The 12,998-nt window shown below is 44.0% G+C and carries 14 protein-coding genes; 13 read left to right on the top strand and 1 reads right to left on the bottom strand.

The features are described from left to right. The first annotated feature begins 13 nt into the window (after positions 1-13). The 4 genes from AB4Z50_RS11710 (at position 14) to cysK (ending at position 3,438) form a co-directional block, all read left to right on the top strand. Positions 14-436 carry a DUF350 domain-containing protein gene (locus AB4Z50_RS11710; RefSeq protein WP_076267890.1) on the top strand — a complete coding sequence of 141 codons (423 nt, stop codon included), beginning with the start codon at positions 14-16 and terminating at the stop codon, positions 434-436. A gap of 112 nt (positions 437-548) precedes the next feature. Beyond that, entirely contained in the window at positions 549-1,169 is a 621-nt protein-coding gene (locus tag AB4Z50_RS11705) for a hypothetical protein (RefSeq protein ID WP_144376747.1), read from the top strand. A 126-nt stretch (positions 1,170-1,295) separates the two neighbouring features. Continuing rightward, positions 1,296-2,501: an MFS transporter gene (locus tag AB4Z50_RS11700; RefSeq protein WP_339207698.1), complete on the top strand. Its 1,206-nt coding sequence runs from the start codon at positions 1,296-1,298 to the stop codon at positions 2,499-2,501. A 19-nt stretch (positions 2,502-2,520) separates the two neighbouring features. Then, complete coding sequence (gene cysK, locus AB4Z50_RS11695) at positions 2,521-3,438, top strand: cysteine synthase A (RefSeq protein ID WP_339207699.1); 918 nt, start codon at positions 2,521-2,523, stop codon at positions 3,436-3,438. Positions 3,439-3,456: 18 nt separating this feature from the next. On the opposite strand, the gene AB4Z50_RS11690 is transcribed toward cysK, so the two are convergent. Further along, the gene (locus AB4Z50_RS11690; protein ID WP_441879013.1) at positions 3,457-4,527 is read right to left on the bottom strand and encodes a CotH kinase family protein; all 1,071 of its coding nucleotides are present in this window, start codon (positions 4,525-4,527) and stop codon (positions 3,457-3,459) included. Between the two features lie 422 nt (positions 4,528-4,949). Between AB4Z50_RS11690 and AB4Z50_RS11685 the strand changes: the two genes are divergently transcribed. The 9 genes from AB4Z50_RS11685 (at position 4,950) to AB4Z50_RS11645 (ending at position 12,985) form a co-directional block, all read left to right on the top strand. Then, complete coding sequence (locus tag AB4Z50_RS11685; protein ID WP_441879011.1) at positions 4,950-5,681, top strand: hypothetical protein; 732 nt, start codon at positions 4,950-4,952, stop codon at positions 5,679-5,681. Positions 5,682-5,752: 71 nt separating this feature from the next. Beyond that, the gene (locus AB4Z50_RS11680) at positions 5,753-6,427 is read left to right on the top strand and encodes a DUF2642 domain-containing protein (RefSeq protein WP_441879009.1); all 675 of its coding nucleotides are present in this window, start codon (positions 5,753-5,755) and stop codon (positions 6,425-6,427) included. 135 nt (positions 6,428-6,562) lie between these two features. Next, complete coding sequence (locus tag AB4Z50_RS11675) at positions 6,563-7,690, top strand: GerAB/ArcD/ProY family transporter (protein WP_441879007.1); 1,128 nt, start codon at positions 6,563-6,565, stop codon at positions 7,688-7,690. Further along, positions 7,687-9,141, top strand: coding sequence for a spore germination protein (locus tag AB4Z50_RS11670; protein ID WP_441879005.1), 1,455 nt, complete (start codon positions 7,687-7,689; stop codon positions 9,139-9,141). The genes AB4Z50_RS11675 and AB4Z50_RS11670 overlap by 4 nt, the downstream gene beginning before the upstream one ends. Continuing rightward, a complete protein-coding gene (locus tag AB4Z50_RS11665; protein ID WP_441879003.1) occupies positions 9,141-10,313 on the top strand; it encodes a Ger(x)C family spore germination protein in 1,173 nt (390 codons plus the stop codon). The genes AB4Z50_RS11670 and AB4Z50_RS11665 overlap by 1 nt, the downstream gene beginning before the upstream one ends. A gap of 88 nt (positions 10,314-10,401) precedes the next feature. Next, positions 10,402-10,626 (top strand): hypothetical protein, encoded by a 225-nt coding sequence (locus tag AB4Z50_RS11660; RefSeq protein WP_339207707.1) that lies wholly within the window; start codon positions 10,402-10,404, stop codon positions 10,624-10,626. A 36-nt stretch (positions 10,627-10,662) separates the two neighbouring features. Continuing rightward, positions 10,663-11,058 (top strand): spore coat protein, encoded by a 396-nt coding sequence (locus AB4Z50_RS11655; protein WP_441879001.1) that lies wholly within the window; start codon positions 10,663-10,665, stop codon positions 11,056-11,058. Between the two features lie 198 nt (positions 11,059-11,256). Next, positions 11,257-11,748, top strand: coding sequence for an Lrp/AsnC family transcriptional regulator (locus AB4Z50_RS11650; RefSeq protein WP_076267879.1), 492 nt, complete (start codon positions 11,257-11,259; stop codon positions 11,746-11,748). 16 nt (positions 11,749-11,764) lie between these two features. Further along, the gene (locus AB4Z50_RS11645) at positions 11,765-12,985 is read left to right on the top strand and encodes an aminotransferase class I/II-fold pyridoxal phosphate-dependent enzyme (RefSeq protein ID WP_441878999.1); all 1,221 of its coding nucleotides are present in this window, start codon (positions 11,765-11,767) and stop codon (positions 12,983-12,985) included. Positions 12,986-12,998 lie beyond the last annotated feature (13 nt).

Genomic DNA, 12,998 nt, shown 5'->3' with positions numbered 1-12,998 from the left:
AGGGGTCTTGTAAATGAGTAATGAAGTCGATCAGTTGCTGAGCAATCCGTATGCTGCTTCACTTGTTTATGTATCGGTTGCGGTGCTGTCTCTCATCGTTTTTTTATCGTGCTTTGAGCTCGTAACCAAATATAAATGCTGGACGGAGATAAAAAAGGGAAACGTTGCTGTTGCTATGGCGACAAGCGGTAAAATATTCGGTATTTGTAATATTTTCAGGTTTTCCATCGAGTCCAACGATTCGGTGTATCAAAGCCTTATTTGGGGTGCGTTCGGTTTCGTCATACTTATGGCAGCTTATTTTTTATTCGAATTTCTAACGCCTGTTTTTCGAATCGATGACGAAATCGCTCGTGATAACCGTGCGGTAGGGCTTATTGCAATGATCATTTCTGTATCTTTATCTTACGTGATTGGTGCAACTGTCATTATATAAACGGGGTGAAACCATATGAAATATTTATGGAGAATACTAGCGGTTGTCGCTGTTTTGTTTTTTGTTTTCGGTATCGTATATTTAATGAATCATTAGAGGGGAAGTTATGAGCATGGATGAGCATTTGATATGTCCTTGGTGTTTAACGGAAATTGTATGGGATGAAGAAATTGGGCCGGAATCGCATTGTCCGCATTGCGACAATGAATTAAGCGCATATCGTACGATAGAGCTTGGTTATGATGAGGATGAAGTGGAAGCTGATGAGCATGAAAAAGCTGTTCAGGCGCTAAAAATCAATGATGCTCGCAGAGCAGCAAAGCAAAATGGCGAGGAACCTGAAGACGATTGGTCAGACGATGAACTGGAGGAAGAAGCGGAAGAAGACGATTCCGATGATCCGAACCATAAACGTTGGCTAGCTCAGGGTGATGGTTTCCGCAATGCTGACAGTGCACGATTTGCTGTGGAAGAAACGGTTCAGCGTGTGCTTGATGATCAGGATGAAGTACCTGAATGCCCGGCATGTCGGGCGTATATGATCGAAGCAGGCGTACAGACAATTGATGGGCAGCAATTCGAGTCTAGAATCGCTCCATCTTTAGGAAAAGCGGTGCTCGAAACTCCTTTTCAATTGACCTTGTACGTTTGTCCCGTTTGCTATCAAACCTCGTCCTTGCTGAGTTCAGGCGACCGCGAGCAAATGATCAATCGTCTAACACCGGAAGAATAACAAACAACTGGCAATAATGGACGGGCATGGGCTGCATCCAATAAGGGAATCTTACAAAACGTAATTCTGATACGTAAAGGCTAGACATGTGAATGCATGAACTGGCCTGCGGCAGGAGGAATCGTTTTGGCAAAAACCTTAAATGGACAAGCAGCCCTTTTACTTATTGTGCAGGCGCTTTACGGTATTGCGAACGCGCTGTCTGGGACGTTTGTTCCCGTATACTTATGGAAAGCAAGCCAATCTTATATGTTGATCGGTTGGTTCACTATGGGTCAATATGTAATGAGTGGTTTAACCTTTTGGGTTGTTGGGAAATGGGTAAAAGAGCATAACAAAATGAATAGTTTGCGCATAGGCATTATTTTGTCAGGCGTGTTTTATTGTTCAGTACTGCTGCTGGGTACACAAGCGAAGGTATATTATTTGCCGCTTGGCCTTTTAAATGGGATGGCACTCGGTTTTTTTTGGGTCGCATTTAATGTAGTTTATTTCGAAGTGACAGATCCAGATAATCGGGATCGTTTCAATGGCTGGTCGGGGCTGCTTGGTTCTGCGGCAGGTATCGTGGCGCCGTGGGTATCAGGCTTGCTTATCACGTCGATGCAAGGAGAAAAGGGATATAGGCTTATTTTCACCCTTTCATTAATCATATTTTCTATAAGTGTAGTACTCAGCTTTTGGCTCAAGAAACGCCATGGTCAAGGCCGCTATAATTGGAAGCATGGTTTTCAGCAGCTGATGCAAAAAGGAAATCCGTGGCGTCGCATGTTTCCAGCTATTGCAGCGCAGGGCGTGCGAGAAGGCGTATTTATGTTTCTTGTTGGCCTTACGGTATACGTAGCTACGCAAAATGAAAGCAAGCTAGGAACGTATTCACTCATTACATCCTTAGTTGCTTTAATCAGCTTCTGGATTGTTGGCAAAAAGCTCAAAAAAAACAATCGCAAATGGGCGATGCTCATAGGCGTTATCATGATTGGAATCGTTATATTGCCGCTGTTCTGGAAGGTCTCTTATGCTACATTGCTTATGTTCGGAATCGGAACATCACTGTTTATGCCGCTTTATATTATACCTATGACCTCAAGAGTATTTGACCTCATTGGCCAGTCCGAGGAAAGTGCGCGGGAACGAGAGGAATTTATCGTCCTTCGTGAAGCGGGATTAGTTTTTGGCAGGATTATCGGCTTATCGTCATATTTAATCGTTTTGCCGCTGAATCATTCTGCTGTCGCCATTACTTGGCTCTTGTTTGCGGTTGGCATCGTGCCGATTGCTGGTTGGTGGTTCATGAAGCCGTTTCTTACAGAGCAGCAAGCACAAACCTAAATAGAAAGGAAGTGAAGGAATGCCGAAAGTAGTTGCAGACATTACGCAATTAATTGGGAATACGCCTGTCGTAAGGCTAAACCGTCTTCCAGAGGAAGGCAGCGCCGAAGTATGCGTTAAGCTGGAACGCTTTAACCCAAGCGGCAGCGTAAAGGATCGCGCAGCCTTCTCTCTTATTAATGATGCAGAGAAGCGCGGTTTGATTAAGCCTGGTGATACCATTATTGAACCAACTAGCGGCAATACAGGCATAGGCCTAGCCATGAACGCAGCAGCTAGAGGTTACAACATAATATTAGTTATGCCGGACAACATGACTGCTGAGCGGATTAAACTGCTGCAAGCATACGGAGCGGAAGTTGTGCTTACGCCTGCTGCTGAACGCATGCCGGGAGCCATTCGAAAAGCGGAGGAGCTTCGGGCTGAGCGCCCGGGCAGCTACATACCGAATCAATTCGAGAATCATGCGAATCCGCAGATTCACCGAATGACGACTGCGATAGAAATTATTGAGCAAACAGATGGCAAGCTAGATGCTTTCGTTGCTACCGCAGGAACAGGCGGCACGATTACAGGAACAGGTGAAGCGCTAAAGGAAGTGCTCCCTCATTTGTATGTAGCGGTAGTAGAGCCGCAAGGGTCACCGGTGCTGTCAGGAGGAAAGCCAGGCCCGCATAAGCTTGTCGGCACTAGTCCTGGTTTCGTGCCCGCTATTCTTAATACATCGATTTATGATGAAATCATTCAAGTTTCAGATGAGCATGCTCTAACGACAATGAGAGCATTAGCGACGCAAGAGGGTTTGCTGCTAGGCCCTTCCTCAGGCGCTTCGGTATGGGCAGCGATGCAAATTGCAAAACGCCTTGGTGCTGGGAAGCGAGTGCTGTGCATTGCTCCAGATACTGGAGAGCGGTATATGAGCATGGATATTTTTTGATCAGCATACGGGAGTGGTTTATAACCATTCCCGTAATGATTGTTGCAATATATTGCGTCTTTCATCAATGTAGTTATAAATAAAGGCTGGTTCTGCTAAAAAGGTGTCATAGCTCGCTTTTCGCGTATAATCGCTGCGAATAGCCGGAGATAACTGTGCATGCATCTGTGAAATGACGGGTTCCAGCTTCTCGGCAGTAAATGCGGATAACAGCAGTTTCTTTATGATCGCTCTATATTTTCGTCTGCACGATGGGAATGTAAATAGCTTCTCTGTCAGCGTATTGTAGCCCTGAAGACGGACGAGATCGCTGCCGCAAGGCTTTCCGTAACAGTTTCTCCCCCAGGTTCCCTCGTAATCCCATGGAATGATTCGATATTTCCCACTTTTGCTATGCTCATAAAGCGCATAGTTTTGATCAAATCCATCGTAATTTCCTGTCAATACAGCTCCCGCAAGCCATAATAAATATTGTGATACATCAAGGCGTTTGGCATGATGTTCATTCAGTTTACTGCCAGACAAACGATTGATATTTCGAACGAACGATACGAGCCTCTTTTTTGTCCCCGTCTTTCCCAGCTTCAATTCATAACCATCAAATAACGAAGCTTTCGTACCTTTAGAGACAGGGTCGGTTAAGCTGAAGTCGGCACTGTCATTGACGGCATAGAGAAGAGAACGGCAGCCAATGCCCCTTTTTTCGAAAAAAAGTTGATCTACCGCTTCGATTTCCAAATAAACGCCTCGAGGCACGTCATTTATTATGAGCCAGAAGTGGTTGGTTTGAGGGGATGGCACACCAATTTTATTGAAAAAGTAAAAGGAAAGTGCGTTCCGCATCATGGAAGGATCGTCATATTCCGCATTCCAATGAAATGTTTTGCCATTTTCAAGCCGAACTTCATAAGATTTTTTGGAATAATTACGTGTATGTCCTCCCCGCAGGCCAAACTCTGCAGTATAGGTTTGTCCCTCCATCTCGAGCTGTGCCGGTTTGAAGGAACGCCCCCAAGCATCGCTTTGTATCTCGTGGAAATCAGAAGCATTCATGCGTATGGAACGTGTCGGCAAGACTTCAGCAACCATCTAACCATCTCCCGAAGCAAAAGATAAAGCCTACCGTTGCACGATAGGCGTTTTGATCTTAATACTCTATTCAGCTAATGCCCAGATGGTCACGATTATTTGGTCATGAATGTTTTCAATCCTAATGATCACAATGGAAAGCTTCCCTATCTGAACCAGTAGAGTTCAAAATCTATAATTATACTACTCTATTATTTATAGGGGAATTGCTCAATCTCTCATAAATAGATAGCAATCTAGTACCACTTCCATACGGTATACATATTAATATATTACATTTCGTAACTCATGATAGATGGAGTGAATGGGAAAAGGAGGATGCAAAGCAACAGAGTAATGAATGGGAAGTGAATAGGTCGTAAGGGCGTATTTGAAGACAGGCTTTGAACAACAAACAATGAAATTATCGGAGGGATTTTTTTATGAGTCTATGGTACAACAATGGTTATTCAGCTGGTCAATCGGTTGCTAGTAATAACAATAGCCACAAAAGCAACAAGAGTGGAAACAAGGATCATAATTTTTTACAAACGATGGTAGGCAAAAATGCAAAAATTAATCGCGGCGGACCGGAATCACTCCAAGGCAAGCTTCATTCTGTAAAAAGCGACTATCTCGTTTTAGTCACAAGTGAAGGTGTCGTGTATATTGCAACTAGCCATGTTAAAAGTGTTACGGAGGCAGGAGCCGGCAATACAAGCAGCGGCAGCAAAGGCAATAGAAGCGGCAGTGGCAGCACAGCGGTTATTAATGCAAGCAATTTTAATGGCGTTATCCGTGCCCTGAATCAAACCTTCGTACAGCTTAATTCTGGCGGACCTGAGAAGGTTGAAGGTTTCATTGCTCAAGCAGGAAACAACTCAATTCTGCTCGTTTCCGGTAAAGAAGCTATGCAAATCCAGAACTACCATATCAAATCGATTAAAGCTGCGAGCAACCGTTCTGGCGGAAACAACAATAACAAAAACGAAAATAAAAACAGCAACGCCAACAGCAACAGCAAAAACGAAAACAAAAGCAACAGCAAAAACGAAAACAAAAGCGACAGCAAAAACAACAATAAAAACAAAACACAAGGCAATCGCAGCGGTGGAAAAAGTAATGCAAATGCGGCTGCCGTAAAAACAACTCGCAGTTCAGTAAAAAAATCATAATGGCCTGTCGGGCAAAAGGTAGAGCTTTTGCCCGATTACGCGATCTATCCGGATGAAAGGAGGTTAATTGCATGAAAAACCGTCATCCGCTGTTGGATAAGCAGGTCGAATTGGAGATTTCAGGGAAAGTAGCGCCTATACGAGGTAAATTGATCGAGTTTGGTCAGGATATATTAGTGCTGCATAATGGAACACAATTTTTGTATATCCCGCTTATTCATCTGCAGCAGCTTCGTCTTTCAACTCGTAAAGAAGAAGCAGAAGAAATATATGAAGTACCGGAAATGCCTTTCGAGCCTTATAATGAGCCCGTCTCGTACCGAAAAATATTGATGAACGCGAAAGGTATGTTCTCTGAAATTTATATTACAGGTAATCAGTCTATTCATGGTTATTTGACCACCGTTATGAATGATTTTTTCGTCTTCTATTCTCCTGTTTATCATACGGTGATCATCTCTCTCCACCATATGAAATATTTAATTCCGTACAGTCCTAACGTAACACCATACACGTTAACACCGGAACAATTCCCTCTAAAGCCATCCCCGCTAACCCTTGCAAGAACTTTTGATCAACAGCTTCGTAAATTAATCGGCGAATTCGTCGTGCTTGATCTCGGCGAGAATTCAAATAAAATCGGCGTTCTGAAAAATGTCGATCAAAGCATGATTGAGCTTGCGACTGTAAGTGGAAACCCCGTTTTTTTACATTTTGATCATGTGAAGACGGTTCATATTCCGTAGGAAAGAAGACTATGCTCTTAGCCAGTAGACGGCTTAAGCATAGTTTTTTTTTGTTCTCTTTAAATAAAAGATTGACAGGATGCATTTAGATACATAGATCTGGAAACATTATCTTTGGAAGGAAGTGACAAGATTATGAAAGTGAAACCATTTGGGATTTTACCCTCTATGTTAATGATGGTTTTGTCTGTTGGACTTGTAAATCATGTTCTGGTTGTACCGCTGCTGCTTGATGCTGCTAAGCGCGATGCATGGATTTCTGTTATTTTTGGCCTTGTAATCGTCCTTCCTTGGGTTTTGTTTCCTTTTTATGGAATATTAAAGCGAATGGATGGAACTCCGTTTGATCAATGGCTCATACAGCTTATGCCGCGGTTTTTGGCTTGGATAATTATTAGTATTTTTCTGCTGGTACAGCTGAGTATTGCTTTTGAATCACTTATTATTACAGCTTCGTGGACTGCGACAACCTATTTGCCCAATACGCCCTCCATGGTGGTTTGTACTATTTTTTTAGGTCTTTGTATGTTTGCATCAGTCTCAGGGCTGCGGACCATTGCTTATGTTAGCTGTATATTATTGCCGATCGTTGTATTGTTAGGCGATTTTGTCATGTCTGCGAACATGCCTCACAAGGATTATCACTATTTGCTGCCTATGCTCGAGAATGGGATGAGCCCGGTCATGAAAGGCATTTATTATGTGTTGACTTCGTCTTGCGAGTTTTTTGGGTTCATGTTCATCCAGCATCATATCCATGGAAAATTTAAAAGATGGCATTTCATCGTGCTTGTTTTGTTCTTATCGCTGCTGACACTTGGTCCGGTAATGGGCGCGATTGTAGAATTCGGCCCTGTTGAAGCTGATAAAATGCGGTACCCTGCTTTTTCGCAATGGAGACTGGTCTCCATCGGGAAATATTTTGAGCATGTTGATTTTTTTGCAATTTTTCAGTGGATGTCAGGCGCACTTATTCGTCTATCGATATCCATTCACATTTTGTCAGAATTTTGGCCGCTGCGCCGTTTAAAACAGAAGTGGATATCACCTACTGTGCTCGGCGTGATCATTTTGGTCATCTCGGGCGCTGGCATCAAAAATATGATTCAGGTAAGGACGGCATTACATGCTGCATTTCAGTACACCGGCATTGTCGTCATGCTCTTAACGATCGTAATTTGGATCGTGTCTATGTTTAGAAAAAAACAGGGTGATAAAAAAAGAACAGCCATTATCGGCTCGGAGGAGGCAGAGCAGTTATGATTCATGACGAGCATAATAGTGAGATCGATCAAAACGATATTTCGTTGGATCAGTTAAAACACATATTGAAGGATTGTCATGATGTTATTGAATATAATCTGACACTCGACGTTGACGGTCCAATGGAAGTGACATTGATTTATTGCGATGGATTAATCGACAACCAACAATTGCAGCTAGGCTTATTGCCGTTATTGGAGAAATGGGCGGAGCAATTCAGAACGGTGCCAGACGCAGATACAGGTGAAAAACATAAGCCCAGCATGTTATTTAGTAAAATTCAGTCTGGGGATCTTGACAGCAACGTATTTGCACGCCTATTTGCAGGCAGTGTCATATTGTCCTTTGCTAAATTCGAAGGATTGTTTGAATTTGACATCGCTAATCAGCCTGGAAGGACACCAGAGGAGTCGGTGCTTGAAGTATCGATTCGAGGACCGCGCGACGGGTTCGTCGAACAGCTTTCAACGAATGTTGCATTAGTCCGCATGAGGCTAAAAACACCAGATATGCATGTAGAGTATCGAAAAATCGGCTCCGAGTCCTTAACGGAGGTCGCTTTGCTTCATATGGAGGGCAAGGCCGATCCCATGCTTGTTAAAGAAGCTAGAAGGAGACTGGACAATATCGATATTCCGGCTCTAGTAGGAGGAAGTCAACTGGAGGAGCTTTTATCCGACCGCCGCTTATCTTTATTTCCACTCGTTGAATTTGTAGGACGGCCTGATTATGTCGTTCAATCCTTGCTGCAAGGCAAGGTAGCAATATTGCTCCATGGGTCGCCATCTGCACTTATTGCTCCAGGAAACTTATTGCTGCTCATCAAATCACCAGAGGACGCACATTTACCCTTTTATTATGTTTCATTAGAACGTTTGTTAAGGCTCGTAGGACTCGTATTAGCTATTTGTTTGCCAGGTTTTTGGATAGCGCTGTCAGCATTCAACACGGATCAGATTCCATTTACGCTGCTAGCAACCGTTACGATGTCGCGAATCGGATTGCCGCTGTCGGCAACGATGGAAATGTTTCTGATGCTGACCATGTTCGAGCTGTTCAGGGAAGCCGGTGTAAGACTTCCAAGGGCAGTAGGCCAAACCGTTTCTGTTGTAGGCGGATTGATCGTTGGAGATGCAGCAATCCGTGCGGGCATGACATCGCCAACGATGCTCGTAATGGCCGCGGTAACGGCGGTATCAACCTTTACTCTCGTGAATCAGTCATTAAGCGGCTCCGTAAGCATCATCCGTTACCTTGTCCTTATCTGCTCATCTGTGCTGGGCATTTTCGGTTTTTTTGTCGGCTCCTTTGCGGTACTTATCTATTTGTGCACGTTAGAATCATTTGGACGCTCTTACTTATACCCAGTTGCACCTATGCGCTTAAAAGAGCTGCTGCCAGCGCTTATACAAATGCCATGGAAGCTTAAGAGTACGAGGAGGAATAAATGATGCTCTTTGTATGGATTACAAAGCAGGGAACACAGCTTAGAAAGTGTGCTGCACTGGCAGGCATCGTGTTTATGTCGTTGCTGCTGCAAGGCTGCTGGGATGAAGTTAACTTGGCGGATGTGAGCTATATATCCGCATTTGGCATCGATTATAAGGACGGACAATACGATATTTATGCCCAAACGATTAAATTTGGCCTAATTGCAAAAACAGAATCGCTTCAGCCTGATCCAAATCCGGTTTGGATCGGAAAAGGGTCGGGAGATACCGTATTGCTAGCTCTAAATGACCTGGCTCGCTCTGGCCAAACGATTTTGAGCTTGGAGCATTTAAAAACCGTGATCGTACAGGAGAGAGCGATGAGCAAAATCGCTGACATCATGGACGGGGTGAATCGTCAGCGGGCATCGCGGTATACGTCGCTGCTTTTCGGAACCAAAGCTCCGATTGAAAAAATTTTTACTAGCGATACTTTTTTTGATCAATCACCGCTTAACAGCATTATGTATATGCCGGGCCCTCTCGACAGCCAGAGAAGCTTCATTCGTCCTTATTCCTTGCAGCTGGCGGTACAGACGCTGAATGAACCCTCCATGGTCACTACTCTCCCTGCTTTGAATGCAAATGAAGAATACTGGAAAAGAAAGAAACAACCGCTGCAAATCCAGTTAATCGAAGGGATATTTATATTTAAAGATCTTAAATATCTCGGTTATCTTACGGAGCCTGAAGCCACAGGGCTAAGATGGGCAGATCCTGAATTCAAGCATTTTCTGCTCAAAGCGCAAGGGGAAAAAGGGAAAGCGGCAATCGCTGTCGTTTCATCCAGAGGGAGTGTGGATGTGAGTTTTAAAGGTGACAAGCCCATTTTCACATTAAAGATGCGAGTAGACGGGAATGTCGCAGAAATGGATGGCGTTATACAGGAACATGAAATTGTTTCGTCAGTTAAAGCGCGGATTAAGCAGGAGATGGAAGATACGTTCCGCAAGGGGCTGGAGAAGAAAGTTAGTTTCTTTCAACTGGAGCATCATCTGTACCGTTACCATCAAGCTTATTGGCAGCAAGCATGCAAAAGTAAGGAGTGGCTGCCAAAGCCCGATCAGTTAATTATAGAGGTGGATTTCCAATTAATTCACACCGGCAATTTCGATTTAAATATTGACACATAAATAAAGGAAATTTAGCTCATAATACGTTTGGCACGAAATAAATGGATCAAATCGTAATTTTGGACCAAGTTTAGAGGAGGATGATTAAATGATGCAGCCAATGACGGCAAAAGAGCTGGAGTACATTGCAGACTCTATGTCCAACGAGGATTTATTAATTAAGCAATGTGCAACGCTTGTTGCTACCGGTACTACACCAGCGCTTAGAAATTTATGCTCACAAATGATTCAAACCCATCAGCAGCACTATGATTCTTTGCTGCATGCGATTTCGCACCATCAGCAAATGGCTCCAACACAGCCTCAACAATAAGAAGGATTTTAAAAGAAGATTAGGAGGTCAATCATAATGCAGCAACAACAAAAGCAATCGATATTGACTGAGGAAGATTTGGCAGGCACGATCCTTAGCGATTTGAAAAGAGTTGTTCGTGAATATGCAACAGCAGCAACAGAGTCTACTTGTCCTGATATTCGCCAGCTGTTTACGAAATTGACAGACAGCACGTTGGCACTGCAAGGCCAGCTGTTTACGGAGATGCAGCAAGCGAATATGTACAATACATCCTCGCCTGCGCTGCGTCAGGAGCTGGACAAGCAGGCTAAGCAATATCAGCAAACCAAACAAAAAACGAGCCAGTTTTTACAGCAAAACCTTGGGCAACAGCAAAACCAAACAATGTATACGCCGCAAATGCAGCAGTCCGGCCAATATCAACAAGGATCACAAACGCATTACATGTAAAGACCCCTTTGGGGTCTTTCCTTTTTATAAGGAATAGCAAGCAGAAGCAGCTTTTACATATCATGCTAATATTTCTCCGCGAGAAGTGCTGAAGCCGCCAAAATAAAGGCTTCAGCCTTTTATGCTTTGATTGCGCGAGAAACAAAAACGTTGTAAAATATTCTTTATAATTGCAGTTGTACTGGAAGGAGTTATACAATGACCGAATTACAGTTGAAAGTGCTTGAACTGCTTCAGGAGGATGCGCGCAGAGATGCAGATTTGATCGCAACCATGTTAGCCGTAACAACCGAGGAAGTAAAGCAAGCCATCGCCGAGCTAGAGAAAGACCATATTATCGTGAAGTATGCGACAGTCGTAAACTGGAGCAAGATTGACGACCAGAAGGTAACTGCACTTATTGAGGTACAAATTACACCAGAACGCGGTCGCGGTTTCGAAGGAATCGCTGAGCGCATTTATTTATATCCAGAAGTAAAATCCGTCTACCTGATGTCGGGAGCATACGATTTGCTCGTTGAGGTTGAAGGAAAAACGTTGAAAGAGGTCGCCTCTTTTGTATCGAATAAACTATCGCCTATTGACGCGGTATTATCGACAAAAACATTTTTTATTTTGAAAAAATACAAACAAGACGGCATTATCTTCGAGGAGCATGAAGGTGATCATCGGTTGATGGTTTCGCCGTGAAAAAAGGGTGATGGCAATGATTAAAGATGAAGAGAAACAACCCTCCACACCTTTGCAGCGTCAATCGATGGCTGATTATTTGTCACCGCTCGTTCGGGGCATCAAACCGTCGGGAATCCGTCGGTTTTTTGATTTGGTCAGTACGCGCAAGGATGTTATAACATTAGGAGTAGGGGAACCCGACTTTGTGACGCCATGGCATGTTCGGGAAGCCGCTGTATATGCGCTTGAAATGGGGAAAACGCAGTACACGTCAAATGCGGGAATGCCAGAGCTGCGGGAAGCAATCGGGCAGTACTTAAACGATCAATTTGCCGTGCCTTACAACCCAGCGGACGAAATATTAGTAACCGTTGGTGGCAGTGAAGCCATCGATCTTGCACTTCGTGCGTTTATTGCGCCAGGCGATGAAATTTTGATTCCTGAGCCATGTTATATTTCCTATTCACCAATAACCGCGCTTACCGGAGGAAAACCTGTCGGTATTGAAACGTTTGCCAAGGATGAATTTAAGCTGAAGGCAGAGTCGCTTCAAGCCGTTATAACGCCAAAATCAAAAGTACTTATTTTATGTTATCCAAGCAACCCTACTGGCGGAACTATGACCTATGAGGACTGGCTGCCTATTGCAAAGCTAGTGGAAGAGAATGATCTTATTGTTATTTCCGATGAGATTTATGCGGAGCTTACTTACGGTTCGAAGCATGTAAGCTTTGCTGCAATGCCGGGGATGAAGGATCGTACCATTCTTGTGAGCGGCTTCTCGAAAGCTTTCGCGATGACAGGCTGGCGGATGGGTTATGCTTGCGGCCATCCTGATCTTATTGCAGCTATGCTAAAAATTCATCAGTATACCGTTATGTGCGCGCCGATTATGGCACAGTATGCAGCGCTTGAAGCACTTCAACATGGCTTAGAAGAGAAGGACCGCATGGTGGAGGCTTATAATCAGCGCCGGCGTCTTGTCGTAAAAGGATTCAGGGAAATCGGACTCGATTGCCATGAGCCGCAGGGTGCATTTTATGCATTCCCATCGATCGTATCGACTGGCTTATCAAGTGAGGAGTTTGCGCAGCGTCTGCTCGACGAAGCGAATGTTGCAGCTGTTCCAGGAGATGTATTCGGTCTCGGAGGCGAAGGCCATCTTCGCTGCTCCTATGCAACTTCTGTCACGAATCTGACCGAAGCGCTTGAGCGAATAGGCGGCTTTGTACATCGATTGAAGCAAGAAGGCTAATCTAGCGCCTTTA

It is taken from the genome of Paenibacillus sp. 2TAB26 (genome assembly GCF_052115145.1).
Lineage (GTDB): Bacteria > Bacillota > Bacilli > Paenibacillales > Paenibacillaceae > Pristimantibacillus.
The sequence above is the reverse complement of the archived record's forward strand: the minus strand, read 5'-3'. Positions and strand labels throughout refer to the sequence as shown.

Coding starts and splice junctions, on each gene's coding strand:
- AB4Z50_RS11710 (WP_076267890.1), top strand. CDS start 14: ATGAGTAATGAAGTCGATCAGTTGCTGAGCAATCCGTATGCTGCTTCA.
- AB4Z50_RS11705 (WP_144376747.1), top strand. CDS start 549: ATGGATGAGCATTTGATATGTCCTTGGTGTTTAACGGAAATTGTATGG.
- cysK (WP_339207699.1), top strand. CDS start 2,521: ATGCCGAAAGTAGTTGCAGACATTACGCAATTAATTGGGAATACGCCT.
- AB4Z50_RS11690 (WP_441879013.1), bottom strand. CDS start 4,527: ATGGTTGCTGAAGTCTTGCCGACACGTTCCATACGCATGAATGCTTCT.
- AB4Z50_RS11685 (WP_441879011.1), top strand. CDS start 4,950: ATGAGTCTATGGTACAACAATGGTTATTCAGCTGGTCAATCGGTTGCT.
- AB4Z50_RS11680 (WP_441879009.1), top strand. CDS start 5,753: ATGAAAAACCGTCATCCGCTGTTGGATAAGCAGGTCGAATTGGAGATT.
- AB4Z50_RS11675 (WP_441879007.1), top strand. CDS start 6,563: ATGAAAGTGAAACCATTTGGGATTTTACCCTCTATGTTAATGATGGTT.
- AB4Z50_RS11670 (WP_441879005.1), top strand. CDS start 7,687: ATGATTCATGACGAGCATAATAGTGAGATCGATCAAAACGATATTTCG.
- AB4Z50_RS11665 (WP_441879003.1), top strand. CDS start 9,141: ATGCTCTTTGTATGGATTACAAAGCAGGGAACACAGCTTAGAAAGTGT.
- AB4Z50_RS11660 (WP_339207707.1), top strand. CDS start 10,402: ATGATGCAGCCAATGACGGCAAAAGAGCTGGAGTACATTGCAGACTCT.
- AB4Z50_RS11655 (WP_441879001.1), top strand. CDS start 10,663: ATGCAGCAACAACAAAAGCAATCGATATTGACTGAGGAAGATTTGGCA.
- AB4Z50_RS11650 (WP_076267879.1), top strand. CDS start 11,257: ATGACCGAATTACAGTTGAAAGTGCTTGAACTGCTTCAGGAGGATGCG.
- AB4Z50_RS11645 (WP_441878999.1), top strand. CDS start 11,765: ATGATTAAAGATGAAGAGAAACAACCCTCCACACCTTTGCAGCGTCAA.